We start from the raw sequence: 25,954 nt of genomic DNA, 5'->3' as shown, positions 1-25,954 counted from the left end.
GTGCCGCTGGAGGCGCTGGGGCGTCCGTCGGAGCAACAGCCGCGGTATTGGTCGACGGCGCTGGCGGTGCAGCGGTCGGAGCAGGGGCGGCCGGCGCGGGTGCTGCCGGGACTGCCGCTTGCTCTGCCGGCGCGGGTGCAGCGGGCGCTGGTGCCGTTTCAGGTGCGGCCTGCGGGGCGGTCTTCGCCTGCTGCGGGACCTTCCTGGTCGGACGATCGAGATCGCCTTCCTCGCCTCGCGGGCGCTTGGCTTTCTTGCCGGTATTATCGTAGACGCCGGGAATCGAAACGGTGCCGCGATCGGGATCGATCGTGATGGTGCGGCCGTTATACTCAAACGAGACCTGCGCCTGCGCGGCGGTGACGGTGCTCGCCAGCAAGAGCACGGCGATAGCGAGGCACTTTTTCATTATGACGACCTCCTGAGGGGAATCCCACTGACGGTATTACGCAGCGGCAGCTTCACCCAGCGTGATCCAGATCACTTTCAAACTATAAGTCGTGTACTAGCGGCTTCGGTTCAAATTCGACCCGAGCAGATTAGATAGCGCGCAATAGACGGTCAATTTTCCTGCGAAAACAGGCGTATCTTGGGTCATCAATCGAACCAGACGGCGTAGATTTTCCTGTAGCTGCCGTCCTGGATCGCGATATGCAGCCACTGATCGACAAAGGCCTTCAGCGGCATGTCGCGCTGCAGCCAATAGGCCTTCTCGGAAAAGTCGAATGGCTTGTCAGGATGCACCGCGCAGAGCACGCCGGGATGCTGCTTCTGCTGGTAACGGGTTTCGGAAGCGTCCGTCATCATCAGGTCGGCATTGCCCTTGGCGATCTCGTCGAAGATCGTGACATTGTCATTCAACACCTTGATCTCGGCGTTCTTGATGTTCGCCTTGGCGAAGCGCTCATTGGTGCCGCCGGGATTGACGATGACACGCGTGCCTGATTTGTCGATATCGGCAATGGTTTCATACTTGCCCTGGTCGGCGCAGCGCGCGATCGGCGTCTTGCCCTCGCGCATGATCGGCGTCGAGAACATTCCCTTTTTCTGCCGGTCCAGCGTGATCGAGACGCCGCCCATCGCGATGTCGAAATTGTCGGCTTCGAAATCCTTCATCAGCTGCGGCCACGCCGTCTGAACGAACTCGACCTTGACGCCGAGCGCCTTGCCCAGCGCTTCCGCCATGTCGACGTCGAAGCCGCGGAATTTCGACGTGGCCTTGTCGAAATAGGTGAACGGCTGATAGTCGCCCGTCATGCCGACCCGCAGCGTGCCGCGCTTGATGATGTCGTCGAGGCGGGAATTCGCCGGCTGAGCGTGGGCGACGACGCTCCACAGGGCAGCGATTGCAAGAGTAACGAACACGCGAAACATCAGGTCTTCTCCGCCGACAAATTAGATGACACTCTGAAGCGATGGCGCCGATTTAGACCAGATATGCCCGCGGTGCCACCCGGAGAAATTGAAATCGTGACCATCTCGCTTCACGAGGCTTCCGTCGGCGTTTTCGTGCCGTATCTCGGAAATCTGTCCAGTCTTCTCGACAAGGCCTCGGCCCATGCCGAAGCCCGGAACATCGATTCCGCCGTCGTGCTGAACATGCGGCTCTCGCCCACGATGTACAATTTGAAACAGCAGGTCGGAGAGGCCAAACGGCATGCGATCGTCGCCTGCGCGCTGCTGGCGGGCCGCGCCCCGCACACGTTTGCAGATACCGAGCCCGATATCCCTGAGCTTCAGTCGCGGATATCGGCAACGATCGATTTCGTGCAGGGCTTGCCGCGAGAGGAAATCGAAAACGCTGCCGACAAGGAAGTCGCGTTCACATTCAAGAACGGGACCCAGCGAAACTTCACCGGCAAATCGCTGCTACTGACGTTCAGCGCTCCGCAGTTCTTCTTTCATGTCACGACCGCCTACGACATCCTGCGCCATGCCGGCGTCGATCTGGTCAAGAAGGACTTCCTGGGGCAGCCGAGATAACCGTCAACGGAGAGCGGAACGCTACGCGTCGCTGCTCTCCCTGTTGGCGGTAGCGCGTTCGGTCATCTCGCTCTTGAACAGCTCGAAGCGGCGGCGTGCGTCGCTTTCGCGATCATCGACCATCCGGATCGCAGCTTCCCGCGACATCGGGCCGGTCACGATCGGCGTCGAGTTCTCGCCGATGGTCTCGTCGACATAGTAGTCGCCATTCTCGAGGCGGACCGTCCATTTGAAACGTATCGCCGCCATCGGCCCCGGACCGAACTTGGTGTAGCCATGGGCCTCGATCGGCCGAGAGACGGGGATGGGCGGCGGCGTCGCGGGCTTTTGCTCGGCCGCCGCGGCCTTGTCGGGTTCGCGGCGCGCTTCCGGCGCGTCGAGAATGCTCGCGATGGTCGCCAGGGCATTGTCGGTTGGGTCGCCTTGAGTCACGATTCAGCCTCCGGATCGCGCCCGTTTGGCAGAATCGGTGCCCCGATGCCGCCCGGTGCCCTTCCTCGCTAGCGATAAGGCCGAGTTTTGTCCATCCGTGGCGTTTTGGAGGCGACGCTTAGGCGCAAACCGGCGGTAACCGGTTCCTCCAGGGCCGCTCCTGTTCGAGCTGGCCGGCGAGCCGGAACAGGGTCGCCTCGTCGCCGAATCGGGCGGAGAACATCATGCCGAGCGGCAATCCGGCCTTGTTCCATGCAAGCGGCACCGACATCGCCGGCTGTCCCGACATGTTGAACATCGAGGTCCCCGGCATATAACGGCGCAGGATCGGGGCGATGTGCGACAGATCGTTCGACATGGTGTTGAGCTCGCCGATGCGCAGCGGCGGCGCGCACAACGTCGGAGACAGGAAGACGTCGCAGCCCTCGAAGAAGGCCGCCAGCGCGCGGGATATCTGGAACGCGGCGAGCTGGGCGGCCACGTAATCGGTCGCCGTGGCCTTCTTCGCGTTGTTGGAATGCGCCAGCGTCAAGATCTCGAGATCCTTGTCCGTCATCTCTCGGCCGAACCTCTGCTCGAGCAGCCGCACCGTCAGCGCGGTGTTGGCGCCGACGATCGAGGTTATGGTCGCGGCCGGATCGGCGGGAAGTTTCGGCGCACGTTCCTCAACGTGGTGGCCAAGCCCCGCCAGCAGGCTTGCGGTCTCACGCACCGCTGCCGCAATTTCAGGATCGATGGCGTCGCCATAAGGCGACTTGTCGGTGAAAGAGATACGGAGCTTGCCGGGGTCGCGGCCGACCTCCTGCGAAAAGGGCCGCTCCGGCGGTGGCGCGACGTAGGGGCTCGACGGCTCCGGGCCGTGGATCGCGTCCATCATCACCGCGCTGTCGCGCACGCTGATGCTCACCACATGGCCGCAGGCGAAGCCGCCCCAGCCTTCGCCACGATCGGGGCCGAGCGGATTGCGCGCACGGCTCGGCTTCAGGCCGAACACGCCGGACGCGGAGGCGGGGATCCGGATCGAGCCGCCACCGTCGCTGGCATGCGCGAAGGGGAGGATGCGGGCGGCAACCGCCGCGGCTGCGCCGCCCGATGACCCGCCGGAAGAATGTTCGAGATTCCAGGGATTGCGCGTCGGCCCGAACAGGCGCGACTCCGTCGTCGGCATCAGGCCGAATTCGGGGCTCGAGCTTTTGCCGAAGATCGACACGCCGGCGTTGACGAAGCGCTGCGCCAGCGTGCCGCTATGGTCGGCCACAAACTCCTTCAGGACAGAGGCGCCCGAGGTCGTACGCGTGCCCTCCAGCAGGTCGAGGTCTTTCAGCAGGAACGGTACGCCCGTAAAAGGGCCATCGGGCAGGCCGCGCGCGATCTGACGCTCGGCATGGTCGTAATGCTGGACGACGACAGCGTTGATCTGCGGATCGACCTTCGCGGTACGGGCGATGGCCTCGTCGAGCAATTCCTTGGGCGTGACTTCCTTCTTCCGAACCAGATCCGCAAGGCCGACCGCGTCGTGTTCGCCGTATTCTTTGAAGGCCATGCGGATACCTCATTTGCTGGCCGGTCGATGATGGACCGGGCGGGGCCTTTGCTTTTATGAGTGAGGTCCTTGACCCGGGTCAATAAAGGACATGATTTTCTAGAATCCCATAGAAGGTGGAGTTGGCGGACAATGACCACAGAACAAACAACCGTGAAGGCCGATCAAACATACCGCTCTTCAAACAGTCCGCCGCGGGTAATTCTCGCAGGCGCGGTATCCGCGGTGATTTCAACGGTGCTTATGGGACTTCTCTGGAAGGAGAAACCGTTCTTCGCTGGTGCCGCGATAGCGCTTTACCTCATGGGTGGCATGAGAGGCTTTCCATGGAAAACGCCGATTCGAAAAGCGATCTCCATTGGCATATTTGTTGGTATTGTTGCCTCCAGCGCAATATTCTATTGGGAGATCTGATCCGACGTGGGCTTCCATCTGGGATAGAGGCTTGCCGCTGCAGCCTTCTTTCTTGCGTAGACCTGCTAGCTAGTCCGTCTCGGGACTAGCCTGACAAGGTATGAAGTATTTCGCATACCTCGCAGGTTTTTATTTTACGGCTAGTACTATGCGAAATTACTCATTCAGATCAATCTCTTACGAAATTATAACACGTCCTGGTTGATCACGTTCTGGCGTACGGGATCGCCGTCCAGGACGCTGAGAATATTGCGGGCGGTCTGTTCGCTCATGCGGTCGACGGCTTCCACCGTGACGCCCGCAACATGCGGGGCCATGATGACGTTCGGCAAGGCGAGCAGCGCCTGACCGGCCGGCGGGGGCTCCTGCTCGAAAACGTCGAGGCCCGCGCCGGCAAGCTTGCCGGATACCAGGGCCGTGTGCAGGGCGGCCTCGTCGACGATTCCGCCGCGCGCCGTGTTGATCAGGTAGGCGGTCGGCTTCAGCCGCTTCAGCCGGTCGGCATTGAACATGCCGACCGTCTCCGGGTTCTTCGGACAGTGGATGGTGAGGAAGTCCGCCCGCGGCAGCGCGGCGTCGAGATCGGCGACCGGCTCGCAGCCGGCGGCCTTGATGTCAGCCGCAGGCTTGTAGGGATCGAAAACCAGGACGTTCATTTCCATCGCGAGGCAGCGCTTGGCGGTGCGAGTGCCGATGCGCCCGAAGCCGACGATCAGGACCGTTTTGCCGAACAAATCAAAGGGCAGCATGCCGAGCCTGTCAGCCCATTTGTCATCCCTGACGAGCGAATGCATTTCCGTCGCGCGCTTGGCGAGCGTCAGCATCATGAAAACCGCATGCTCGGCGACGGAGGGCGAATTGGCGGTACCGGCCACCATCAGCGGGACCTTGCGGCGGCTGAGCGCGGGGACATCGACGGCGTCGAAGCCGACGCCGATCCGGGTCACCACCAGCATGTCCTTCGAGGCTTCGAGCTCGGGCTCACCGAAACGGGTGCCGCCGAGGGCGACGCCGTGCACCGGCGCATGCTCCTTCAGCTTGGCCTCGAAATCCTTCTGCGCAATCATGTTGGGAAATTCGACGACCTCGATGTCGTCGCGCGCGTGAAGCAACGCTCTTCCCTGCTGCGACATCGATTCCGTGATGAAGATTTTCTTCTTGTTGGTCGCCATTTCCTGCCCTTGGGTGTCGCTGATGCGCCGTCAAAGGACGACGCCGGTCACCTCGTTTAGCAGGTGCATATTGTTGAGGTCCACAGCCAATCGGAGCGGGGCGCCATCCTGCGCACCGGCATTGGGATTGACCCGGCCGCAGACCTGCGCGCCTTCCAGGGTAAAGTAGATCAGCGTCTCCATTCCCATCGGCTCGGTGACGTCGAGCACCGTTTCGAAGGCCTCCACGCCGGGCTCGGGATGCGGCTTCGCCTCGGTGATGTGCTCGGGCCGCAGCCCCAGCAGCAATTTGTCGGCACGCGGAATGCCCTGATAACGGGCAGCGCGGGCCGGCGGCAGCGGGAAGGCGATGCGGTCGGTCAACCGAACGTGCAACTTGCCGGCGAGATCCTCCAGCCGGCACGGGATGAAGTTCATCGCCGGCGAGCCGATGAAGCTGGCGACGAATTTCGTCGCCGGCTTGTGATAGAGCTCGTTGGGCGTGCCGATCTGCTCGATCCGGCCATGGTTCATCACCACCACGCGATCGGCCAGCGTCATCGCTTCGACCTGGTCGTGAGTCACATAGACCGTCGTGGTGCGGACCTTCTGGTGCACCTTCTTGATCTCGATCCGCATCTGCACGCGCAGCTTGGCGTCGAGGTTGGACAGCGGCTCGTCGAACAGGAACACCTTCGGGTTGCGCACGATGGCGCGGCCCATGGCGACGCGCTGGCGCTGGCCGCCGGACAATTGCTTCGGCTTGCGGTCGACGAGTTCGACGATGTCGAGCATGCGCGCGGCCTCGTCGACGCGGCTCTTGATCTCGGCCTTCGGATAGCGCTTCAGCCGCAGGCCGAACGACATGTTCTCCGCGACCGTCATGTGCGGGTAGAGCGCGTAGTTCTGAAACACCATCGCGATGTCGCGATCCTTCGGCGGCACGTCGTTGACGACGTCGCCGCCGATCATGATGTCGCCGTCGGAGATATCTTCCAGGCCGGCGATCATCCGCAGCGTCGTCGACTTGCCGCAACCCGATGGTCCCACCAGTACGACAAACTCATGGTCGGCGATATCGAGATCGATGCCGCGCACCGCCTCGACTTCGTCATAACGCTTCACAACCTTACGCAACGTCACGTCAGCCATGAGATCAGCCCTTTGTCGCACCGGCGGTCAGGCCGGCAATGTAATAGTCCATCAGGAACGCGTAGATGATGAGCGGAGGAGCTGCGCCGAGCAGGGCGCCGGTCATGATCTGTCCCCAGTTGAACACATCGCCCTTGATGAGCGAGGTGATGATCCCGACCGGCATGACGAGCTGATCGGTCGAGGTCGTGAACACCAGCGGATAGAGGAATTGCGCCCACGACACCGTGAAAGCGAAGATGGTCGCCGCAATGATGCCGGGGAAGGCGACCGGGATGAATATCCGCGTCAGCGTCTGGATCCAGGACGCGCCGTCGATCACGGCGGCTTCATCGAGCTCCTTCGGGATCGAGGCGAAATAGCCGATCATGATCCAGGTGCAGAACGGCACCGTCAGCGTCGGATAGAGAATAAGCAGCACGTACCATTTGTTGATGAGCTGAATGCCGGTCCAGTCGCCGATCACGGCAAACATCTTGAAGAGCGGAATGAACAGCAGCGTCTCGGGAATGAGATAGGTCAGGAACACGCCGGTCGCGAGCGTCGCCGAACCCCAGAACCGCATCCTCGACAGTGCAAAGGCGGCGGGTACTGATATCAGCATGGTGATGGTGACGACGAAGATCGAGACGATCGCCGAATTCCAGAAGAAGCGCAGGAACTGGTTCGACGTCAGCAACCCGGCGTAGTTCTCCAGCGTCGGATGGAATACCCACCACGGATTGGTCGCCGCCGAAATCTCCGCGCTGCTCTTCAGCGAGGTGATGAACATGTAGATCGGCGGCGTCAGGAAGAAGATCGCGAAGATCACCAGGAAGAAATAGGACCAGCGCAGCGCCCAGGCGCGATCGCGGCTCATGCTGCCGTACTTGACCTTGCGGGTCGGTGCGGCCTTGTCGATTGTCGCCGTGGTCATCAGGCTTCATTCCCGCGTTTGGAGATGTCGCGCAGGATGAAGATCGCTGCGACCGCCAGAATCGGCACCATGAATAGAGACACACTGGCGCCCAACGGAATATCGCTACCCTCGATACCGATCCGGAATGCCCATGTCGCGAAGATATGAGTCTGGTCGAGCGGACCGCCCGCGGTCAGGATGCGCACGATGTCAAAGTTGGCAAAGGTCACGATCAGCGAGAACAGCGTCGTGATCGCGATGATGTTGCGCATCATCGGCAGCGTCACGTACCAGATGCGCTGCCACCAGTTGGCGCCGTCGATGGCGGCTGCCTCGTAGAGCTGCTCGGGCACGGATTTCAGCGCCGCCAGGTACATGATCATGAAGAACGGTGCGCCTACCCAGATGTTGACGAGGATGACCGAGAAGCGTGCCCACATGGCATCGCCGGTCCATGGGATCGGCCCGATGCCGAAGAAGGAAAGGGTATAATTGAACGCGCTGTAGGAGGGATCGAACAGCCACAGCCAGGCCAACGTGCTCATCGCCGGCGGGATCACCCATGGCACCAGCAGCATGCCGCGCCACTTGCGTTGGCCCTTGGCCGGGATGTTGTGGACGAAATGCGCAATGATGAAGCCGAGCACCGCCTTGAAGATGACGGCCGTAATCGCGAAGATGCAGGACTGCTTGACGACGAGCCAAAACGTCTCGCGCTTGAACAGGAACTCGAAATTGTTGAACCCGATGAAGCGCTGCATCGACTTGTTCAACGTCGCCAGGTGCACCGCATAGAAAGCCGGATAGATGACGAGGGCCGCGATCAGGAGCAGCAGCGGCAGCGTCATCAAGAATGCTACCGTCGACTTGCGTTTGAGCGCGTTGTGCAGGCTGGAGCGTTTGCGTCCCGTTTGTGCCGCGGACCGGTTCGGCTGCAATGCGACGTCAGCCATGATGTGTTTTTATCCCCGTAAGGTTTCGCCGCGCCCGTGATTGAAGGCGGATAGGGAATGGCGGCCTGCGATCGGGCGGGCCGCCATGATGTCCCAGCCGTCAGCTCCGCATGAAGCCTTCGCACTCGCCTTCGGCCCAGGCGAGCACCTTCTCCATCGGCTCGCCCTTGTGATAGCGCAGGCACATCTTGGTCAGGGTCGCCTGCACATAGATCTGCTGCGCGATCTTCGGCGGGGCGGGTGCCGCGGCGATCGAAAGCGTCTGGTGGTTGTGCGGGTTCGGGTAGTGGTAGAGCGTGCCCTTCGGCGGGCCTTCTTCCTGCCAGACCTTCAGCGTGGTGAGTTTTTCGTAGCAGGGCAGGTCATAGCCGCCGCTCGCCACCACCATCTTCTCGATCGCGTCGGGTTGCGAAAGGGCCCTGAGCACGCTCTTGGCCGCTTCCTTGTTCTTGGAGAACGACCAGGTGCCCCAGAAGTAGGCGAGGTAGGGCGCGTAGCGGCCCTTCGGCCCGGACGGGAAGCCGTGGGTCCAGCACTGCTCGGCAACCTGCGGCGCGTCGCGCTTGGCGACCGCCCAGGCGCTCGGCGGGTTCATGATCATGGCGCCCTTGCCAGACACCAGCCACTTGTTGTTGGAGGCGTCGTCCCAGGCGCCAACGTCAGGCGGCAGGAAGGAGATCAGCTTCTTGTAGTATTCGAGTGCCTGGCGCACCGCGTCGGTTTTGACAGTGAGGTTGCCCTTCTCGTCGACAAGGGCTGCGCCGAACGACTGGAAGATCGCGCCCGCCGTATCGACGTTGTCGCTGGTCTCGCCAAGCCCGATGCCGAAGGGGACGCCGGCCTTGTGACAGGCCTCCGCGGCCTTGAGGAAGGTCTCCAGAGTCCAGCTATCGGCCTTCGGCGGGGCGCCGGCGGGATACAGTGCCTGCACGTCGATACCGGCATGCTGCTTCATCAGGTCGATGCGCGAGCAGGGGCCTTTGATCTGGCTGCCGACGCTTGCAGGTACCGCAAGCCACTTTCCCTTGGACTGGCCGAGATATTTCACAGTGCCGTTGGGTTCGCCGTTCCGCTTGATCAGGTCCTCCATGACGTCATTCATGGGTTCCAGCAGTTCGGATTGCGCATGCGGCCACCAGGTCGGCATGGCGAGAATGTCATGCCCGGATTTCGCCTGTGCTTCGGCGGCGATGGTCAGCAGGTTCTTGTTGCCCTGGCTCGGGATGTAGTCGATCGTTACCTCGACCTTCTCCTTTTCCTTCCAGGCGTTGACGATATCCGTCGAGGCCTTGTTGGCGCCGGGAACCCAGTGATCCCAGAAACCGATCGAGAGCTTGCCGGCGGCGTGGGCGCCGCGCACATATGGCGCGGTAACGAGGGCTGCGGATGTTAGCGCTGTCGCAGCAACGAATTGTCGGCGAGAAAGCTTCCTGCGAGACATGGCGTTTCCTCTTTGCTGAGCCAGATTTTGCTTTTTATTTTTTGTTCTCCGTCTGGAGGAGAGCCGCGTCGAGGCGGTGGCCAGCGGAGATTTCGCAATCGGATCAGAACAGAATTGTTTGCATCTGTCGAGAAAACACAGCAGCAGTCGTCATTGAACTAACGTTGCGTGGTAATTCCGGGCAGCGGGAGCGACGATGCCATGTCGTTGGGATCGTCAATAATTGACGCGGCAATATTGCGTTGCACACGTCTGTTCTTTTCAATCCCGACGCTGGGTGTGCGCTTGCGCCGCAGTCAACCGATGGCGCGTGTAACGCCTACACCCGAAGATGTTTCCATCCGTGGAACCTCCCCGGCGCTACGGTGGACGAGTTCAGGGCGGAAACGATAGCTTAAGCGGAGAAAGATTCCCGGTGCGCCGTTGAAACTACGCCTGCCGAATTTCTCGATCGACGATGGAGACCAGATGATGACCCGTCCTTTGCACATTGCGCCGATGCCGTCGCGATTGCGTTTTGCGCTTGGCGCCATCGCCATGCTGGCTCTTGGCGTGCCCGCAACAGCGAACGCGCAAGGGCTGGTGCAGGGCGTGCAGCAGGGGGCGCGGGAAGGTAACAAGGCTGCCGGCCCGGTCGGCGGCGTCCTGGGCGGCGCGATCGGCGGCGTCGTCGGGGTCGTCACGGGCGTCACCGGCGTTCTGACCGGAGGCAATAACAATCCCAACACTAAGGGCGGACAGGCACCTCCGACAAAGGATGCCAAACAGGGCGAGACATCCAAGCAGGGTGAGGCTTCCAAGCAAAGCGAAACATCGAAGCCGTCCAAGGGGACCAAGGCGACAAAGACCGCGAAGCAGCAACCGCAGCAGCAGCCGGCTGTCCTCACCCAGGCCGGCGCGCCGCAACTGACGGCCGAACAGATCGTCGCCAGCAGCGACGCCAATATCGAACGGATCAAGAAGGAATTAAATCTCACGCCCGAGCAGGAAAAGCATTGGGCCGGCTTCAACAGTGCGATGCACTATCTCGGTCATAACGGCGCCGACCGGCTCAACCTGCGCGTTGCGCGCGCCAAGCGCGATCCGCCTGACGACATCATCGAGCAGATGCGCAACGAGGCCCAGTTTCTCAACGACCGCGCTGTCGACCAGCGCAACGTGGCGGATGCGGCCGAGCCGCTATTCGCCAGCCTGGACGACAAGCAAAAGGCGGTCTTCATTCAGGAAATGGTCAATCTGAGCCACGAACGCGGGCTCGATTAGATTCTCGTTCTGACGTGTTTTCTTAACGCGAACCGGTGTCCACTTCGCTCGAAAGCGCTATCGCCGGCTCGCGGAGCGAATAGCCGGGTACGCAGGCCCTGGGGTAGGTTGAAAGGCACGGCACCCGGCTATTCTGCCGCAGCGGCGCGGCTCCCCCAATCTCATTGCAATGATGAAGAAACCCTGACGGACTGACGCCATAGTCGTGGCTGACTTGCGGCGTTGTCGGGAACTTCATTGTTTGGTTGCAAGTGTTGCGCCTCCACATCACATGCGGCGCCGGCGGCCATGCGGGTGCCGTCGATTTGGGGCCGAGAGAGCCTCAGGTCTTCGGAAAGTTCAGCTCGACGCCGACGCCGTCGGGGTCGTAGAGGAAGAACTGGGTATCGCCGGTCCGTGGCACGATGCTCTCACGGAATTTGACGCCCTTGGACTGCAGGCGCTTGCGCATGCCCTCGACGTCGGTCGCCGCAAAGGCGATGTGGTCGAGCCTTCCGGTATCTTCATACTTCTTCTCGGTGCCGCGCACCACGATACCATCGCGCGGCTTGCGCGTGCCCATCAGATGGACCGTGGCGGTGCCACCCGAGTACAGCCAGTAGCCGGGGAAATCGAGCGGAGGACGATTGCCGTTCTCCAGCCCAAGCACGTCGCAATAGAAATCCTTGGTGCGCTCGAGATCGGAGGGTTCGATGGTGTAATGCTGCAGGACGCCAAGTCCCATGGTCGTTCTCTCCTAAACAAAGCTGAGGTCGGTTTCGACGCCCATCATCCAGGCGCCGACGGTTTCGAAATGGCGGAGCTGGCCCTGCAACTGCTGGGTCACGGTATGGATATCGCGAAACCGCCGCTCCAGCGGATGGTTCTCGAAAATCGCGGTGGCGCCTGCGGCGTTGTAGGCAAAGTCGACAGCTTCGCGCGCCTTGTGAATGGCGTTGGTGGAGGCCATGCGGATGTTCATGCGCTGCGCCACTGTAATCGTCGCGCCGGCGCTAAGATCCTTCCAGGTGTCGGCCATCGACTGCAACACGTAGCCGCGCGCGGCGCGGAGATTGACTTCCGCCTGGGCGAGGTTGCTCTGAACCACCGCATTGTCGCGCAGCGACATCCTCGCGCCACGCGGCACCTTGTTGCGCATCGTCTCCACGAAATTGTCGAGTGCAGTGCGGGCGATGCCGCAGGCAACGCCGGCAAAGCCCACCTGGTAGCAGGTGTGGTTGCTCATACGGTAGAGCGGGCCGCGCTCGCGGCATTCGCGCTCGAACTCGCGGGTGATCGAATGGTCCGCGCTCACGAAGAAGTCGTCGAGCGCGAACTGGTCGCTGGCCGTGCCGCGCAGGCCAACCGTGTTCCAGATGTCGGTCCACTCGACGTCTTCGGCACGTACCAGCATGGTGCGCTCGAGTTGGGCTCCATTGGCGTCGCATTTGGGCGAACCGTCGGCAGCGTAGATCGGGCAGTGCGCCCCGAGCCAGGTCGCATGCCGGCCGCCGGAGGCGAAGGACCACACCCCGGTCACCCTGTAGCCGCCCTCGCATTCGACGGCGCGGACCTTGGGGCCCGGACCCCATGCCAGCACCGCGCGAGGATCACTGAAGATTGCCTGCGCCACCGGCAGGTCCAGATACGCCGCAGACATTGCGCAGCCACCGGCCTGGCTGAGGCACCAGGCGGTGGAAGCGTCGGCTTTCGCAATGGTTTCGATGACGTGGAAGAAGGTGACGGGATCGGTTTCGATTCCGTCGGTCGAACGGGGCAGCAACAGCCGGAACAATTGCGCGTCGTGCAGCTTGTCGAGCAGAGCCGGCGGCAGCCGCCGCGAGGTTTCGATATCGTCGGATGCTTTCGCGACATCCTCACATATGGCTTCGGCCCGGGCGATCACCGCCTGGTCGCCCGCGAGATCGGCAGAGCTTGCGATCGCTGTATTCAAGATCATGTGTGGGCCCGTCGCGTCCGCGTACCAAGTCGTTGGTGAAAAGCTAGCGTGCCGTCGCCGCAATCGGCAAGCCCATGGCGACGCGGAGCACATGTGCAGAAAGCCGATCGGAATTTCGTGCCGCTCTGCACAATGGCGCCGCGGACTATTGCGTGGGATCGAGGCTTCGGCAGGTCGGGTCTATTCGCTGCGGCGCACACGCCGACTTGTTTAAGCTTTTGCGCTAGCCTTGCGGTTGAGCCGGATCGATCCGGAACGGGACGAACAGGATGGAAGAGAAGCGAAAGTATCCGCGAACGGAGATCAACGAGCCTGCCTATGTTTCGTCGGGCGGTTCCGTCATGTCCTGCGTGGTGCGGAATATCTCGCCCGCAGGAGCGGCGATCGACGTCGACAACCCGGCCTTTGTCCCGAAGCACTTTCGGCTGGTGATGGCAAAGGATCCGTCGATCGTGCATGAGTGCCGGGTTGCCTGGATTCAGAAGAACCGTATCGGCCTGACGTTCGTCAGGATCGTGAATGCTGCGGTGGAACAGCCGTCATCGAACCAGGGGTGCTGAGCCCACTATTCGATCCGCAACTTTGCATCGCGCACGACCTTGCCCCACTTGTCCATCTCCAGCCTGATGCGAGCGCCGAACTGATCCGGCGTATTGGCAACCGCCTTGAAGCCGAGCGTCGTGAGGCGTTCCTTGACATCGGGGTGCGCGACGATCCCGGCGATCTCGCGATGGAGCAGATCGATGATCGCCTTCGGCGTTCCGGCCGGCGCGACAATGCCGGTCAGCGTGTCGGCCTCCTGGTCGCTGATACCCTGTTCGGCGAAGGTCGGCACGTCAGGCAGGCCTGCGGCACGTTCGGTGGACGCAACGCCGAGCGCGCGCAGCTGTCCGCTTTGCACCGCAGAGAGAGCAGGCGGCAGCGCCGTGAAGGCGATCGGCGTGTGTCCCCCGACCGTCGCCTGAATGGCAGGGGCGGCGCCCGTGAAGGGGACGTGGACCAGATCGAGCTTGAAGGCGAGGCGGAACAACTCGCCGCCCAAATGGGGCGTCGATCCGACCCCGGGCCCGGCAAAGCTGTATTTTCCGGGATTGTCCCTGATCAGCTGCACCAGTTCCGGCAGCGTCTTGGCAGCGACCTGCGGGTTGACCACTACGACATTCGGAGAAACCGCAACCAGCGTCACCGGCGCGAAATCCCTGACCGGATCATACGGCACCTTGGCGTAGAGGCTGGGGTTCACAACAAAGCCGGTGCTGACCACCATGATGGTGTAGCCGTCCGGCGTCATGCGGGCGACCTGGCCGGCCGCGGTGTTGCCGCCGGCGCCGCCGATGTTCTCGACGAAGAACTGCTGACCGAGATTGTCGCTAAGCTTCTGCGCGACGACGCGGGCAATGACGTCGGTCGGTCCGCCTGCGGGAAAGCCGACCACGACGCGTACCGGCCTGCTCGGATAGTTTTGCGCCGACGACGCCACGACGCCCGACAGCAGCCACACGGCTGCCAACAATACCCGTACAGCCGCGGTCATGGCGTTCTCCCCCATATGTTTGTTGGGGGCATCATCGGCGAGGCGGCGGCGCCGGACAAGGGGCTTCCGGGAGGTTCGCCGTGCTATTTCTTGAGCAACGGCGTGATCCGCTCTTCCAGCTCTTCGAACGACATCGAACCCTGCAGCTTTGCACCGTTGAGGAAGAACGTCGGCGTCGAGGTAACCTTCAATTCCCGATGGGCGTATTGCTGATCGTTGCTCAGCTTGTCGAACTGCGCCTGGTCTTCCTCGCAGGTCTTGACCTCCTGCTCGTTCATGCCGTGCTGCTTGCCGACATAGATCAGCGTGTCCTTGGTCTGCGTCATCAAGCGGTCCTGCAGCTTGAACAACATCTCGACGGCCGCGAGGTACTTTTCGGAATCACCCTTGCCGATGCAGCGCGCCAGTATCGAGGCTGCGGCCGCCTTGATGTCGAGCGGAAACTCGCGGAACACGAAACGCACCTTGCCGGTGTCGATATATTTCGAACGCAGCATCGGAAACACATTCTGGCCGAAGGCCGCGCAATGCGGACAGCTCATCGAAGAATATTCGGTGATGGTGATTGGCGCTTTGTCAGACCCGATGGCGATATCCGGCAGCGACACCGGTTTAGCGACGTTAGCCGCAATCGTGCTTTGCGCCATCGCGGAGCCCGCGAGCGTGAGTGATGCGAATGCAACAAGTGCGACGAAGACAATGGGACGATGGAGGTTCAACGTTGCTCCGAAACGAATGTGGTAAGGGATGATAGAACCGAGCTCGTCTTTTATTGCTTTCGCGAGCCAAAAGCCACCCGATCGGATTGGTCGCATTGGGAACCGCGCATTTGTGACCACGCCGGACGTGGGACCTTGTCGCCTGTCATGCGCGATGGTTTGATGGTTGTGTGAGCCCGCGCCGCTCATCCACGCGGTCAAGGCTTGATTCCTCCTGGCGAAATGCATCACGAGAACGTCATGACCCAGCACATAGCGCGGTTGAGCGAGACGCAGACAGCGGATGCCGCGTTGCGAGCGAGGGCCAAACTGGTCGTGCCGGGCGGCATGTGGGGCCATCTGAATGCCGCGCGGCTCCCGGAAGGCTACCCGCAATTCTTCGCCTCCGCAGAGGGGTGCCGCGTGCGCGACGTCGATGGCCGCGAATACATCGACTTCATGTGTAGCTGGGGGCCGATCCTGCTCGGCCATCGCCACCCCGAAGTTCAGGCGGCGGCCGAGGTGCAAGCCGCCAAAGGGGACTGCCTGAACGGGCCGGGCGAGGTCATGGTCGAGCTTGCCGAGGATCTTGTGGCCATGCTGCCCCATGCCGACTGGGCGATGTTTCAGAAGAACGGCGGCGATGCGACGACAAGCTGCGTCACGATTGCCCGTGCGGGCACCGGGCGCCGCAAGGTGCTGGTCGCGCGGGGCAGCTACCACGGCGCGTTGCCATGGTGCTCGCCGAGCGTTGCCGGCGTGACGGCCGAGGATCGCGCGCATCTTGTGCATTTCGAGTACAACGACGTGCAGAGCCTGCGAGCGGCGATCGAGGAAGCGGGCAAGGATCTCGCCGCGATCCTGGTGACGGCTTTCCGCCATGACATGGGACGCGATCTCGAATTGCCGACGAAAGAATTTGCCGAAGCTGTGCGCGCGGCATGCGACGCGGCCGACGCCGCTCTGATCGTCGATGAAGTGCGGGCCGCACTGCGGCTTGATATCAGAGGGAGCTGGGAAGCACTCGGCGTGCGTCCAGACCTGTGCGCCTGGAGCAAGGCGATCGCCAACGGCTACGCGCTGGCCGCCGTTACCGGCAACGATCGCTTCCGCGAGGCGGCCACCAGGATATTCGTCACCGGCTCGTTCTGGTGCGGCACGGTAGCCATGGCGGCGGCGCGGGCCACGTTGCGGATCGCGCGCGAGACCGATGTACCCGGACATATCCTCGCGATGGGCCTTAGGCTGCGCGAGGGACTGGCAACGCTGGCGAACGAACATGGCATCGCGATCCGCCAAAGCGGTCCGCCGCAAATGCCGTTGATGCTGTTCGAGGCTGATACGGAGGTGCGCAAGGGCAGGGCGTTCTGTTCGGCCGCGCTACGCCACGGCGCATTCTTTCATCCCCAGCACAACATGTTCCTGTCTTCGGCGCATCGTGGAGCCGATATCGACGAGGCGCTGCAGGCGGCCTCGCAAGGCTTCAAGGCCGTCCGCGAGCTCGATGCGGGACTCAATCGGTAAGCCGATTTGCGGACATCCATAAAAATGCCCCGCAACGCGGTCGCGATGACCGACGATGGCGGGGCAGTCTTAGGAGAAAACGGCGAGATCGCCGAATGATGCGGGACATCCTTGTCCGGCATGTAGATCGACTATCTCCGCATTTCGCCGGTTTCGCATTGACGTGGATCAAATAGCCGCCGGCACGAGATCACATAGCGCAGCCGGGCAGCCGACTGCGCAGGCTCGCAAGTGCTCGAGCTTCAATCAACGCCGCGATCAATTCGTCACGCGACGCGGTTCCATGCGTGTTTGCTGCGCACGGGCGAATAGACCGCCGGATGTTCGAGCTCGGGATGACCGCTCAGGAGGATGACCTCGACGCAATCGGCGTTGAGGCGTTCGTTGTCGACCAGCCGCTCTGCCAGCATCAGCGCCTGGGATGGTTCGTCCGATTGGACGTCGATCTGGCGCTGCAGGCATTTGAAGCTGTGGCCGTCGGAATTACAGAGATCCTTGTAGAAGGAGACGCGATAATTGTTCATCTTGCACTCCCGCCCTTCGGGTGCCCTTTCGTCCAGCTTACTCTCAGGCGTCCAGGTCCGCCAGTCGCTGGCGATTGCGCAGCACGATTTGACGCGCGCTGGAAAACACCAGAATGCCCTGGTCGCTGAGCTGTGAAAGCGCTCGCGAAACGGTTTCCAGCGTCAGGCCGAGATAGTCGCCGATGTCGCGGCGGCACATCGGCAGTGCCATCATGCCGGCCTTGGCGAGCCGGCGGTCCATCTCCAGCAGGAAGGTGGCAACTTTTTCCATCGCAGTCTTCCGACCCAGCAGCAGCATATGGTCTTCGGCATGCCGGAGGTCGCTCGCGGTCATCATCCAGAGGTTATGGGCTACCTGAACATTCGACCCGGCGACAGCTTCCAGGCTGCGCCGCTTCACCAGGCGGACCGTGGTTTCGCCAATCGCTTCAGCCGTCAGGCGATGGGTCGAACCGGCATCGAGGCCGAACACGTCGCCGGGCAGATGGAACGCGCCGATCTGCCGCCGTCCGTCGTTGAGGAGCTTATAGGTGCGCACCGCGCCGCGGATCACCTGATAGACATATTCGCAAAGCTCGCCCTCGCCGTAGATTTCCTCGTCCTTGCGGTAGGAGAACTCGCTGGCGATCACACCCGCGCAGCTCGCGATCACGCTGAAGGGATCGATGGCCGGAACATTCTGGGCGCGCGGGGCGGGGAAAACCTTGGCTGCCGGGGCGGTGATCGTCTGGGTGAGCATTTTGCCATCTCCTCGATGCGGGATGGCTTTGGTGTAATTGGGATTTTGGCTGTCCGATATTTGGGGCGATATCCTAAGGGAGATCCCCTACGGGGTTTTACGGAGGAGAGCCGACGGGCTTCAGGACTGGTCCGCCGCATTCGGCGCATTGATGGCGTTTCGAACGCAATCGACGAGATTGCCGTCCAAATTGGGCTTCAAGAGCACTTGGCGCACGCCGACCAAACTGGCTTTGGCCGAGATGCCCTGGTCGGGATAGCCCGTGATCAGAATGATCGGGGTGGATATGTCGAGCCTTCGCAGCCGATAGGCCAGTTCCAGACCGTCGAGTTCTGCCATCTTGTAATCAATCACGAGACAATCCGCCCGGTTGCGGGTGGAGGATCCAAGCAGCGCGGTTCCGCTGCGGAACGTGCGGACGTCGAACCCCTCGGTCTCCAGCAGAAATCGCAGCGATGTCCGGACGTCGTAATCGTCATCGACGACGTAAATCATCGCCTTCCTGGGCGGAAGGCTAACTCTGGCTTCACCAGTCGTGCCGTGGCGGGTGTCGATCATGCCGACAAAAATAGACACTTTTCCAGCGTCCGAATTGACCTGCCTCAATCTTCGACGAAGCCGGCCCGGATCGCAAACCGCACCAGTTCGGAAAGGTTACCGGCCTGCATCTTGGTCATCACGTTGGCCCGATAGACTTCCACCGTGCGCGGGCTGATGTCGTATTCCCGGGCGATGGCCTTGTTCGATTGCCCCGTCACCAGCCCCTGCATCACCTGGCGTTCGCGCTGGGTGAGGCTGGCGACGCGTGCTGCCATGTCGGCCGACAGCGCATCACTCTTCGAGCCGCTCTCACGTTCCGCAAGGGCGGTCTCGACCATGCCAATCAGCCGGTCGTCATCGAACGGCTTTTCCAGAAAATCGAGCGCCCCAAGCTTCATCGCTTCGACGGCCAGCGGCACGTCGCCATGGCCGGTCATGACGATCACCGGGAGTTTTCGCGGGCGGGAGTTCAGCTGACGCAGCAGTTCCATGCCATCGATACCGGGCATGCGCACGTCGGTGACCACACAGCCGGGCTCAAGGTTCGCAACCTCGTTCAGGAAAGCCTGCGCGGAATCGAAGAGACGCACGCTGAAACCGGCCGAGCCCAGCAGGAAATCCAGCGAGTCCCGCATCGCCGGGTCGTCGTCGATGACATAAACCTTAGCGTTCGCCGACATCGGTCATATCCTTGGCATGCGCAGCGGGTAGCGTGAAGCGGAAGGTCGCGCCACCGGACTGGTTGGTTTCGGCCCACATCCGCCCGCCATGGGTTTCGATGATGGTGCGGCTGATGGAAAGGCCGACACCCATGCCGGTCTCCTTCGTCGTGAAAAATGGCTGGAACAGGTTTGCAAGCGCGTCGCCTGCGAAGCCGGACCCGCTGTCGGAAACGGCGATTTCGATCATGTCATCTGCGGCCCTGGTATTTGAGGCAATCAGTTCACGGTGCGTCGAGGCCGCCATCGCTTCCAGCGCATTGCGGAACAGGTTGACCAGCACCTGCTGGATCTGGACCCTGTCGGCAAGCACGAGGTCGCAGGTCGGATCGAGGTTGAAGCGCAGGAACACGCCCTGTTCGCGGGCGCCGGTAAGCCCGAGCGCGCCGGCCTCTTCGATCATTTTTGAAAGGCTTTCAACGCGCTTCTCGGACGCTTCGCGGGCGACGAAGTTGCGCAACCGCCTGATGATGTCGCCGGCGCGGATCGCCTGTTCCGCGGCGCGGTCGAGCGCTACTTCGATCTTCGGCGCGTTGGCGTCGCTGCTGCCGGCCAGCAGGCGTCGCGATCCCTTCATGTAATTGCTGATTGCAGACAGCGGCTGATTGAGTTCGTGGGCGAGGGCGGAAGCCATCTCGCCCATCGCGCTCAGGCGGGAGACGTGAACCAGTTCGGATTGCAGTTCCTGCAGCCGCGCCTGGGTCTGTTGCTGCTCGGTGAGATCGCGGACGAATCCGGTAAAGAAGGGCCTTCCCGCGGAATGCATCTCGCCGATGGTGAGATGCATCGGGAACGTCGTGCCGTCCTTGCGCATGCCGGTGACGATACGCCCGATGCCAATGATGCGCCGCTCGCCCGTCTTCAGGTAACGCGCGATATAGCCGTCGTGACGGCTGCGGTCCGGCTCGGGCATCAGCCCGCTGATGTTTTTTCCGATCGCCTCGGGTTCGCTGTAGCCGAACTGACGCTCGGCGGCGCTGGAGAAAAATTGCATGATGCCATTCTGGTCGATGACGATCATCGCATCCGGAATCGTGTCCAGAATCGAGCGAAAGTGCCGCTCGCGCGTCCTGACCGAATCCTCAAGCCGCTTCTCGCGGTTGATGTCGATCATCACGCCGCTGAGCCGGGCGGGAGTGCCGTCGGGACCATTGATGGTCGTGCCGAGCGCACGCACCCAGTGCCCTTCCTCCGAATGCCGGCGCACTCGGTACTGAACGTCGAAACTGCATCCGGTAGCGATCGACTGTTGCACGGCCTCTGCCGTTCGGTCGCGGTCTTGCGCATCGAGCAGGGATAGGAAGAGATCGTAGTCGACAGGCGCATCCGGCTCGATGCCGAAGAGCTTCCGTGCGGCGCTGGACCAGCTCAGCCTGCGGGTCGACAGCTCGAGATCCCACGCGCCGACGCCCGATCCCTCGGCACCGCTGCGGGTGTTGGCGTCGAGCGGGTCTTGATCTCGAAAGGGTCGGTCGGCGCTGAACATGCTTCGCCTTCTGGGCTGCTCCGACTCATCAGATACCGCATTAGATCGGGCGTTGGAAACCGCGGCGAAGCGACATCATAAAGGTTCAATATCCATTTGATAATATGCGCAAATTTTCGAATTCCTGCCGGCGGCATACGGCGATGGCGGGCACCTCGAAGAGCCGAACGGGATTCTTGATCTAGGTCAGGTTGAAAACGGCGCGAGCCCCTAGGATGCCGCTGTGCGGGCAGGGCCCGTACGGCATTTCGTCCCAAGGCGTGGAGCAGGTAATGGACTACAAAACCGTCATGGTCGGTCTGGCGCTGGATCGGCCCAACGATGCCTGCCTCAGGGTGGCCGGAGATATCGCCGAACGATTCGGCGCGCGGGTTATCGGCGTTGCCGCCTCGGATCTCAGGCCGCCGATGTACTTCGCGAGTGGCGCCTTTGCGCAAAAGCTGCTGGAAGAGGAGACCGTCGCTATCGAGCGACAGTTGTCGGAACTCGAATCGGAGTTTCGTGCTTCGGTCGAAAAGCGTGCAACGGCCGTGGAGTGGCGCGCCAGCCGCACGTTACCGGTCCCCTACGTGCTGCAGCAGGCAAGAGCCGCCGATATCCTCGTGGTCGGCGCCCGTTCTGAGACCCTGGTGGACCCCAATGTGGCTCCCGATCCGAGCGATCTGGTGATGCAAGCGGGCCGGCCGCTCATTGTGGTGCCACCCAGAGCCGAATGGCTCGATCTGAGAAGCGTTCTGATCGCCTGGAAGGACGTGCGGGAAGCACGCCGGGCCGTGTTCGATGCTCTGCCGATTCTGGCTGCTGCAACGGAAGTCACCGTTGCGGAGGTTCCGGAGCAGGATGACCGTCGCGCGGATGCGCTCTCGCATGTTGCCGACGTGGCCGGATGGCTGCGCGGCCACGGCATCGAGGCGAACACCCTCGTTCCCGAGAAGGCCGGCGGCGTGACCGAACAGCTCGAGAAGATTGCCGCCGATGTCGGAGCGGGCGCCGTGATCGCCGGCGCCTACGGTCACTCGCGATTGCGCGAATGGGTGCTGAGCGGCGTGACACGCCACCTTGCAACTGAATCGCGCCGCTGCGCGTTCCTGTCCCGTTGAGAATTTGCAATGGCGAGGACCCACCATGCATAAATTTCTCGAAGCAACCGTCGGACAATACATGACGCGCGAAGTGAAGACAGTTTCGCGCGACAACAGCATGCGCGAATTGCATGGGATGTTCGAGGCCGATGATTTCAACTGCTATCCGGTACGCGAGGGCGACGACATAGTCGGCATCGTGAGCAATTTCGATTTCCTGAAATGTTTCGCCTTCAACCCCGGCCGCATGGTGCCGGCCTATGACGACCTGCTGTCGCGGATGGTGGTGGATGTGATGACGCCGGAATTCATCTATGTCGATCCGGCAACGAAACTGACCCGCGTCCTGCAACTGATGGTGGACCACCGGATGAAGAGCCTGCCGGTGCTGGATGCCGAGCAGCGGCTGGTCGGGATCATCTCGCGCGGAGACATCATGCGCGCGCTGACCGAGAGCGCGCGCAGATAGGTCGTCCGCCCCGCGGGATGTGCCGGCGGGCCTAGCCCGCCTTTGCCATCTCGATGTCCTCGGGCGATTTCAGGAACATCCCGGACATGGTATCGACCCAGCACAGGTGGTCGTGAACCTTGTTCACGCCGGCGACGTTCTGCGCGGCCACGATGGCCGCTTGCCGCGAGCGTTCGTCGGTGATCACGCCACTCAGGTGTACGATACCGTCGCGCACGATAATGTTGAGCCCGAACGGGCTCCAATCGTTCTTGTCGATCGCGGCGAACACGCGGCTGCGAATGTGGTCGTCGTCGGCGGTCGGATCGGGGATTTCATCAGCAAGACTTGCGACCGCCTGCATTAGATTGGTGCGCGACACGATGCCGACGAGCCTGGCGCCGTCCATCACCGGCAGACGCTTGACGCCGTTGGTCTCCATCGCATTGACGATCTCTTCCAGCGTCGCGTCCTGGGTAACGGTGACCGGGTCATTGGTCATGACGTCCGAGACCCTGCGGCCGTGCTCTTGAACGTAATCGACGGCGGAGTCGCCCAACAGGACTCTAAGCCAGCGGCCGCGCTTGCGCTGCGTGCCGATCTCGCTGCGGCGAATGAAATCGCCTTGGGAAACGATGCCGACGAGGGCTCCGGCGGCATCGACTACGGGGAGGCCGCTGACGTGATGCCGCAGCATGGTGTTGGCAGCCTCAGTGATAGTGGCATCAGGCGCGATCGTGACAACGGAGCGGGTCATGATCTGGTGGGCACGCATGTGACGATCTCCTGTTCCATGCCGTCCGGAAATGGCAGAGCGCCACGGCTGGCGCAGCGCTGCTTACCTAGCCATGTTAGAGAATGTGCCCTCGGGCTCGATTGACAAGGATCAAACGTGCTCCTGTTCGCGGCGGTTAGGCTGCACACGCTTGCGTGAGGATAAGGGATAACATGCACGCCATGGTCCTGAATGCGCCCGGCGCGCCGCTGCAATTCGAACTGCGAAAGGAACCGATGCCTGGGCCCGGCGAAGTGCGCATCAAGGTCGGCGCCTGCGGCGTGTGCCGGACCGATCTGCACGTCGTCGATGGAGAATTGCCTGACATCGCCTATCCGATCGTTCCCGGCCATGAGGTGGTTGGCCGCGTGGAGGCCCTTGGTCCCGGTGCAACTTCTCGCATGATCGGCGAGAGGGTGGGCGTCCCCTGGCTCGGGCATACCTGCGGCGAATGTTCCTATTGCCGAAGCGGCCGCGAAAATCTGTGCGACCGGCCGCGCTTCACCGGTTACACGCGCGACGGCGGCTTTGCCACGCATCTCGTCACGGATAGCAGCTATTGCTTTCCGCTCGGCGAGGCCGGCGATGATGTCGCCATCGCGCCGCTGCTTTGCGCAGGCCTGATCGGTTGGCGCTCGCTGGTGATGGCGGGTGAGGGGATGCATCTCGGCATTTTCGGTTTCGGCGCGGCCGGGCATATCGTTGCGCAGGTGGCGCGGTGGCAGGGCCGGTCGGTCTATGCGTTCACCCGCGCGGGCGACACGGATGCGCAGGCGCTTGCAAGATCGCTCGGCGCAGAATGGGCCGGCGGATCGGAGGACCTGCCTCCGGTGCCGCTCGACGCCGCCATCATCTACGCACCGGTCGGCGCTCTCGTGCCATTGGCTCTGCGCGCCGTCCGCAAGGGCGGGCGCGTGGTCTGCGCCGGCATTCACATGTCGGACATCCCCGAATTTCCATACCGCCTGCTCTGGGAGGAACGGCAGCTGCTTTCGGTCGCCAACCTGACGCGCAATGACGGTATCGAATTCTTCAGGACCGCCGCGCAAGCGGGCATCAGGACGCACACCAGCGTGTTTCCGTTGCGACAAGCAAACGAAGTTCTCTCGAAGCTGCGGGCCGGGCAGATCACCGGCGCCGCCGTGCTGCAGCCATGACCGCACAGCCGTCCGCCGATGCAGCCGTCACCGAGGCCGACCCGCAACGGGAGGTGCTGAAGTTCCTCGACGGCTCCAGCTTCGGTCCGGCCAAGGGCGGCAGGCGGATCGACACGCACGCCTCCATGGTCTTTCTCGGCGCGGATCGGGCTTTGAAGATCAAACGCGCCGTGCGCTTGCCATTCCTCGATTACTCGTCGTTGGAAAAGCGCAAGCGCGCCTGCGAGGAAGAACTGAAAGTCAACGCCGGCAATGCTCCCGAGCTCTACCGGCGGGTTGTCGCCATCACGCGCAATTCCGACGGCACCTTTGAAATCGGCGGCACGGGCACTCCGGTCGAATGGGCGGTCGAAATGACGCGGTTCGACGAGACGCAGTCGCTCGATTGTGTCGCGAAATCGAAGACGATCGATGCATCGCTTGCGACCGCCACGGCCGACGCCATTTTGCGATCCCACGGCAAGGCGCCGCATGCGGGCGGGGAAAGCTGGCTGGCCTCCATTCGACCGATCATCGACCGCAATACCGCAAAGTTTCGCACCGTGCGCGGGCTTGATGCCGTTGCCGTCGACCGGCTCGATGCCGCGAGCCGCGATTTTGCAACGACATTGCAGCCGTTGCTCAGGCAGCGTGCCGAGCGAGGGTTCGTACGCCGTTGCCATGGCGATCTGCATCTTGCCAATATTGCCCTGGTGGACGGCCGGCCGCTGTTGTTCGATGCCATCGAATTCGATCCGGTCATCGCCACAACGGATGTGCTTTACGATCTCGCCTTCACGCTGATGGATCTGATCCATTTCGACCAGCGTGCGGCGGCAAACGCGGTGTTCAATCGTTACCTTGCGGAGGCGGCGGATGAACAGATCGACGGCCTCCGCCTGCTGCCGCTGTTCCTGTCGGTGCGGGCGGCGATCCGGGCGCATGTGCTGTTCGTGAAGAGCGAACAGGCCGGAGAGAGCGACGCGGTGTGGCAGGAGGCCAAGCGGTATTTCGACCTGGCGGGACGTCTCATCATGCCCAAGCCGCCACTGCTGGTGACAATCGGCGGGCTGTCGGGGACAGGCAAGTCGGTGCTTGCTCGCGGGCTCGCGGGCCTGATCGATCCTCCGCCCGGTGCGGTCATCATCCGCTCAGATGTCGTGCGCAAGCGCCTGTTCGGCATCAGCGAAACCACCGCTTTGCCGGAAACCGCCTATCGGCCAGATACTACGAAACGTGTATACGACGCGCTGGTGGGCACCGCCCAGCGTGTCCTCGCCCAGGGCTGCTCGGTCATACTCGATGCCATGTATTTGCAAGAAGAAGAACGCACCGAAATCGCCGACCTCGCGGCCAGGTGGGGCGCATGCTTTGTTGGCCTGTTTCTGACCGCAGATCTGGCGACCAGGTTGGCGCGGATCGAGCAGCGCAGGGATGATGCATCCGATGCAACGCGGCATATCGCCCTGAAACAGGATACGACCGGCGCGGTAAACTGGCATATCATCGATGCTTCAGGAACACCGGATCAGTCATTACGCAACGCTTGTGCTGCGCTCGTCGCGCGGGGGGTGAGTTGA

Annotated in this window: 27 protein-coding genes and 1 pseudogene; 9 read left to right on the top strand and 19 right to left on the bottom strand. The window is 62.2% G+C overall.

Annotated features, from left to right (window positions below):
- A pseudogene (locus CQ14_RS20035) lies at positions 1–409 on the bottom strand (DUF2147 domain-containing protein); the annotation flags it as partial.
- 188 nt (positions 410–597) lie between these two features.
- Positions 598–1,374, bottom strand: a complete 777-nt coding sequence (locus tag CQ14_RS20030) for a transporter substrate-binding domain-containing protein (RefSeq protein ID WP_057859570.1) — start codon at positions 1,372–1,374, stop codon at positions 598–600.
- A 63-nt stretch (positions 1,375–1,437) separates the two neighbouring features.
- On the opposite strand from CQ14_RS20030, the gene CQ14_RS20025 reads away from it, so the two are divergent.
- Positions 1,438–1,983, top strand: a complete 546-nt coding sequence (locus tag CQ14_RS20025) for a DUF1993 domain-containing protein (RefSeq protein ID WP_057859569.1) — start codon at positions 1,438–1,440, stop codon at positions 1,981–1,983.
- A 21-nt stretch (positions 1,984–2,004) separates the two neighbouring features.
- Here the strand turns inward: CQ14_RS20025 and CQ14_RS20020 are convergent, their stop codons facing one another.
- Positions 2,005–2,415, bottom strand: a complete 411-nt coding sequence (locus tag CQ14_RS20020; RefSeq protein ID WP_057859568.1) for a hypothetical protein — start codon at positions 2,413–2,415, stop codon at positions 2,005–2,007.
- 118 nt (positions 2,416–2,533) lie between these two features.
- Complete coding sequence (locus CQ14_RS20015) at positions 2,534–3,958, bottom strand: amidase (protein ID WP_057859567.1); 1,425 nt, start codon at positions 3,956–3,958, stop codon at positions 2,534–2,536.
- A gap of 132 nt (positions 3,959–4,090) precedes the next feature.
- On the opposite strand from CQ14_RS20015, the gene CQ14_RS20010 reads away from it, so the two are divergent.
- Complete coding sequence (locus CQ14_RS20010; protein ID WP_057859566.1) at positions 4,091–4,372, top strand: hypothetical protein; 282 nt, start codon at positions 4,091–4,093, stop codon at positions 4,370–4,372.
- A gap of 185 nt (positions 4,373–4,557) precedes the next feature.
- Here CQ14_RS20010 and CQ14_RS20005 read toward each other — a convergent pair whose 3' ends face one another.
- The 5 genes from CQ14_RS20005 to CQ14_RS19985 form a co-directional block, all read right to left on the bottom strand.
- Positions 4,558–5,544: a hydroxyacid dehydrogenase gene (locus tag CQ14_RS20005; RefSeq protein ID WP_057859565.1), complete on the bottom strand. Its 987-nt coding sequence runs from the start codon at positions 5,542–5,544 to the stop codon at positions 4,558–4,560.
- Between the two features lie 30 nt (positions 5,545–5,574).
- The gene (locus CQ14_RS20000) at positions 5,575–6,675 is read right to left on the bottom strand and encodes an ABC transporter ATP-binding protein (RefSeq protein ID WP_057859564.1); all 1,101 of its coding nucleotides are present in this window, start codon (positions 6,673–6,675) and stop codon (positions 5,575–5,577) included.
- 4 nt (positions 6,676–6,679) lie between these two features.
- Complete coding sequence (locus CQ14_RS19995) at positions 6,680–7,591, bottom strand: carbohydrate ABC transporter permease (RefSeq protein WP_057859563.1); 912 nt, start codon at positions 7,589–7,591, stop codon at positions 6,680–6,682.
- Positions 7,591–8,526 (bottom strand): carbohydrate ABC transporter permease, encoded by a 936-nt coding sequence (locus tag CQ14_RS19990; RefSeq protein ID WP_057859562.1) that lies wholly within the window; start codon positions 8,524–8,526, stop codon positions 7,591–7,593. Before CQ14_RS19990 ends, CQ14_RS19995 begins: the two co-directional genes overlap by 1 nt.
- Before the next feature lie 100 nt (positions 8,527–8,626).
- Positions 8,627–9,967, bottom strand: a complete 1,341-nt coding sequence (locus tag CQ14_RS19985; RefSeq protein ID WP_057859561.1) for an ABC transporter substrate-binding protein — start codon at positions 9,965–9,967, stop codon at positions 8,627–8,629.
- 471 nt (positions 9,968–10,438) lie between these two features.
- Between CQ14_RS19985 and CQ14_RS19980 the strand changes: the two genes are divergently transcribed.
- A complete protein-coding gene (locus CQ14_RS19980) occupies positions 10,439–11,230 on the top strand; it encodes a Spy/CpxP family protein refolding chaperone (protein WP_057859574.1) in 792 nt (263 codons plus the stop codon).
- 322 nt (positions 11,231–11,552) lie between these two features.
- Here the strand turns inward: CQ14_RS19980 and CQ14_RS19975 are convergent, their stop codons facing one another.
- Together CQ14_RS19975 and CQ14_RS19970 are read right to left on the bottom strand one after the other, a co-directional pair.
- Complete coding sequence (locus tag CQ14_RS19975) at positions 11,553–11,954, bottom strand: VOC family protein (RefSeq protein ID WP_057859560.1); 402 nt, start codon at positions 11,952–11,954, stop codon at positions 11,553–11,555.
- Positions 11,955–11,966: 12 nt separating this feature from the next.
- Positions 11,967–13,169: an acyl-CoA dehydrogenase family protein gene (locus CQ14_RS19970; RefSeq protein ID WP_057859559.1), complete on the bottom strand. Its 1,203-nt coding sequence runs from the start codon at positions 13,167–13,169 to the stop codon at positions 11,967–11,969.
- A 269-nt stretch (positions 13,170–13,438) separates the two neighbouring features.
- Between CQ14_RS19970 and CQ14_RS19965 the strand changes: the two genes are divergently transcribed.
- Positions 13,439–13,729 (top strand): PilZ domain-containing protein, encoded by a 291-nt coding sequence (locus CQ14_RS19965; protein WP_057859558.1) that lies wholly within the window; start codon positions 13,439–13,441, stop codon positions 13,727–13,729.
- 5 nt (positions 13,730–13,734) lie between these two features.
- Here the strand turns inward: CQ14_RS19965 and CQ14_RS19960 are convergent, their stop codons facing one another.
- A complete protein-coding gene (locus CQ14_RS19960; RefSeq protein ID WP_199805573.1) occupies positions 13,735–14,703 on the bottom strand; it encodes a Bug family tripartite tricarboxylate transporter substrate binding protein in 969 nt (322 codons plus the stop codon).
- Positions 14,704–14,786: 83 nt separating this feature from the next.
- Complete coding sequence (locus CQ14_RS19955; protein WP_057859556.1) at positions 14,787–15,422, bottom strand: DsbA family protein; 636 nt, start codon at positions 15,420–15,422, stop codon at positions 14,787–14,789.
- A gap of 240 nt (positions 15,423–15,662) precedes the next feature.
- On the opposite strand from CQ14_RS19955, the gene CQ14_RS19950 reads away from it, so the two are divergent.
- Positions 15,663–16,925 carry an aminotransferase class III-fold pyridoxal phosphate-dependent enzyme gene (locus CQ14_RS19950; RefSeq protein ID WP_057859573.1) on the top strand — a complete coding sequence of 421 codons (1,263 nt, stop codon included), beginning with the start codon at positions 15,663–15,665 and terminating at the stop codon, positions 16,923–16,925.
- Between the two features lie 266 nt (positions 16,926–17,191).
- Here CQ14_RS19950 and CQ14_RS19945 read toward each other — a convergent pair whose 3' ends face one another.
- The 5 genes from CQ14_RS19945 to fixL all read right to left on the bottom strand — a co-directional run bounded on the left by CQ14_RS19945 (position 17,192) and on the right by fixL (position 20,933).
- A complete protein-coding gene (locus CQ14_RS19945; protein WP_057859555.1) occupies positions 17,192–17,449 on the bottom strand; it encodes a hypothetical protein in 258 nt (85 codons plus the stop codon).
- A 43-nt stretch (positions 17,450–17,492) separates the two neighbouring features.
- Positions 17,493–18,188, bottom strand: a complete 696-nt coding sequence (locus CQ14_RS19940; RefSeq protein ID WP_057859554.1) for a helix-turn-helix domain-containing protein — start codon at positions 18,186–18,188, stop codon at positions 17,493–17,495.
- 120 nt (positions 18,189–18,308) lie between these two features.
- Entirely contained in the window at positions 18,309–18,764 is a 456-nt protein-coding gene (locus CQ14_RS19935; protein WP_347337148.1) for a response regulator, read from the bottom strand.
- Positions 18,765–18,790: 26 nt separating this feature from the next.
- Complete coding sequence (gene fixJ / locus CQ14_RS19930; protein WP_057859552.1) at positions 18,791–19,408, bottom strand: response regulator FixJ; 618 nt, start codon at positions 19,406–19,408, stop codon at positions 18,791–18,793.
- Positions 19,392–20,933 carry a sensor protein FixL gene (gene fixL, locus CQ14_RS19925; RefSeq protein ID WP_057859551.1) on the bottom strand — a complete coding sequence of 514 codons (1,542 nt, stop codon included), beginning with the start codon at positions 20,931–20,933 and terminating at the stop codon, positions 19,392–19,394. The genes fixJ and fixL overlap by 17 nt, the downstream gene beginning before the upstream one ends.
- Before the next feature lie 272 nt (positions 20,934–21,205).
- Between fixL and CQ14_RS19920 the strand changes: the two genes are divergently transcribed.
- Together CQ14_RS19920 and CQ14_RS19915 are read left to right on the top strand one after the other, a co-directional pair.
- Positions 21,206–22,033 carry a universal stress protein gene (locus tag CQ14_RS19920; RefSeq protein ID WP_057859550.1) on the top strand — a complete coding sequence of 276 codons (828 nt, stop codon included), beginning with the start codon at positions 21,206–21,208 and terminating at the stop codon, positions 22,031–22,033.
- A 25-nt stretch (positions 22,034–22,058) separates the two neighbouring features.
- Complete coding sequence (locus CQ14_RS19915; RefSeq protein ID WP_057859549.1) at positions 22,059–22,484, top strand: CBS domain-containing protein; 426 nt, start codon at positions 22,059–22,061, stop codon at positions 22,482–22,484.
- 31 nt (positions 22,485–22,515) lie between these two features.
- Here the strand turns inward: CQ14_RS19915 and CQ14_RS19910 are convergent, their stop codons facing one another.
- Complete coding sequence (locus CQ14_RS19910) at positions 22,516–23,238, bottom strand: CBS domain-containing protein (protein WP_057859548.1); 723 nt, start codon at positions 23,236–23,238, stop codon at positions 22,516–22,518.
- A 173-nt stretch (positions 23,239–23,411) separates the two neighbouring features.
- Between CQ14_RS19910 and CQ14_RS19905 the strand changes: the two genes are divergently transcribed.
- The gene (locus tag CQ14_RS19905; protein WP_057859547.1) at positions 23,412–24,395 is read left to right on the top strand and encodes a zinc-dependent alcohol dehydrogenase family protein; all 984 of its coding nucleotides are present in this window, start codon (positions 23,412–23,414) and stop codon (positions 24,393–24,395) included.
- Complete coding sequence (locus CQ14_RS19900) at positions 24,392–25,954, top strand: bifunctional aminoglycoside phosphotransferase/ATP-binding protein (protein WP_057859546.1); 1,563 nt, start codon at positions 24,392–24,394, stop codon at positions 25,952–25,954. Before CQ14_RS19905 ends, CQ14_RS19900 begins: the two co-directional genes overlap by 4 nt.

The sequence above is a fragment of the Bradyrhizobium lablabi genome, assembly GCF_001440475.1.
Classification (GTDB): Bacteria; Pseudomonadota; Alphaproteobacteria; order Rhizobiales; family Xanthobacteraceae; genus Bradyrhizobium; species Bradyrhizobium lablabi.
The sequence above is the reverse complement of the archived record's forward strand: the minus strand, read 5'-3'. Positions and strand labels throughout refer to the sequence as shown.

Coding starts and splice junctions, on each gene's coding strand:
- CQ14_RS20030 (WP_057859570.1), bottom strand. CDS start 1,374: ATGTTTCGCGTGTTCGTTACTCTTGCAATCGCTGCCCTGTGGAGCGTC.
- CQ14_RS20025 (WP_057859569.1), top strand. CDS start 1,438: ATGCCCGCGGTGCCACCCGGAGAAATTGAAATCGTGACCATCTCGCTT.
- CQ14_RS20015 (WP_057859567.1), bottom strand. CDS start 3,958: ATGGCCTTCAAAGAATACGGCGAACACGACGCGGTCGGCCTTGCGGAT.
- CQ14_RS20010 (WP_057859566.1), top strand. CDS start 4,091: ATGACCACAGAACAAACAACCGTGAAGGCCGATCAAACATACCGCTCT.
- CQ14_RS20005 (WP_057859565.1), bottom strand. CDS start 5,544: ATGGCGACCAACAAGAAGAAAATCTTCATCACGGAATCGATGTCGCAG.
- CQ14_RS20000 (WP_057859564.1), bottom strand. CDS start 6,675: ATGGCTGACGTGACGTTGCGTAAGGTTGTGAAGCGTTATGACGAAGTC.
- CQ14_RS19995 (WP_057859563.1), bottom strand. CDS start 7,591: ATGACCACGGCGACAATCGACAAGGCCGCACCGACCCGCAAGGTCAAG.
- CQ14_RS19990 (WP_057859562.1), bottom strand. CDS start 8,526: ATGGCTGACGTCGCATTGCAGCCGAACCGGTCCGCGGCACAAACGGGA.
- CQ14_RS19985 (WP_057859561.1), bottom strand. CDS start 9,967: ATGTCTCGCAGGAAGCTTTCTCGCCGACAATTCGTTGCTGCGACAGCG.
- CQ14_RS19980 (WP_057859574.1), top strand. CDS start 10,439: ATGACCCGTCCTTTGCACATTGCGCCGATGCCGTCGCGATTGCGTTTT.
- CQ14_RS19975 (WP_057859560.1), bottom strand. CDS start 11,954: ATGGGACTTGGCGTCCTGCAGCATTACACCATCGAACCCTCCGATCTC.
- CQ14_RS19970 (WP_057859559.1), bottom strand. CDS start 13,169: ATGATCTTGAATACAGCGATCGCAAGCTCTGCCGATCTCGCGGGCGAC.
- CQ14_RS19965 (WP_057859558.1), top strand. CDS start 13,439: ATGGAAGAGAAGCGAAAGTATCCGCGAACGGAGATCAACGAGCCTGCC.
- CQ14_RS19960 (WP_199805573.1), bottom strand. CDS start 14,703: ATGACCGCGGCTGTACGGGTATTGTTGGCAGCCGTGTGGCTGCTGTCG.
- CQ14_RS19950 (WP_057859573.1), top strand. CDS start 15,663: ATGACCCAGCACATAGCGCGGTTGAGCGAGACGCAGACAGCGGATGCC.
- CQ14_RS19945 (WP_057859555.1), bottom strand. CDS start 17,449: ATGAACAATTATCGCGTCTCCTTCTACAAGGATCTCTGTAATTCCGAC.
- CQ14_RS19940 (WP_057859554.1), bottom strand. CDS start 18,188: ATGCTCACCCAGACGATCACCGCCCCGGCAGCCAAGGTTTTCCCCGCC.
- fixJ (WP_057859552.1), bottom strand. CDS start 19,408: ATGTCGGCGAACGCTAAGGTTTATGTCATCGACGACGACCCGGCGATG.
- fixL (WP_057859551.1), bottom strand. CDS start 20,933: ATGTTCAGCGCCGACCGACCCTTTCGAGATCAAGACCCGCTCGACGCC.
- CQ14_RS19920 (WP_057859550.1), top strand. CDS start 21,206: ATGGACTACAAAACCGTCATGGTCGGTCTGGCGCTGGATCGGCCCAAC.
- CQ14_RS19915 (WP_057859549.1), top strand. CDS start 22,059: ATGCATAAATTTCTCGAAGCAACCGTCGGACAATACATGACGCGCGAA.
- CQ14_RS19910 (WP_057859548.1), bottom strand. CDS start 23,238: ATGCGTGCCCACCAGATCATGACCCGCTCCGTTGTCACGATCGCGCCT.
- CQ14_RS19905 (WP_057859547.1), top strand. CDS start 23,412: ATGCACGCCATGGTCCTGAATGCGCCCGGCGCGCCGCTGCAATTCGAA.
- CQ14_RS19900 (WP_057859546.1), top strand. CDS start 24,392: ATGACCGCACAGCCGTCCGCCGATGCAGCCGTCACCGAGGCCGACCCG.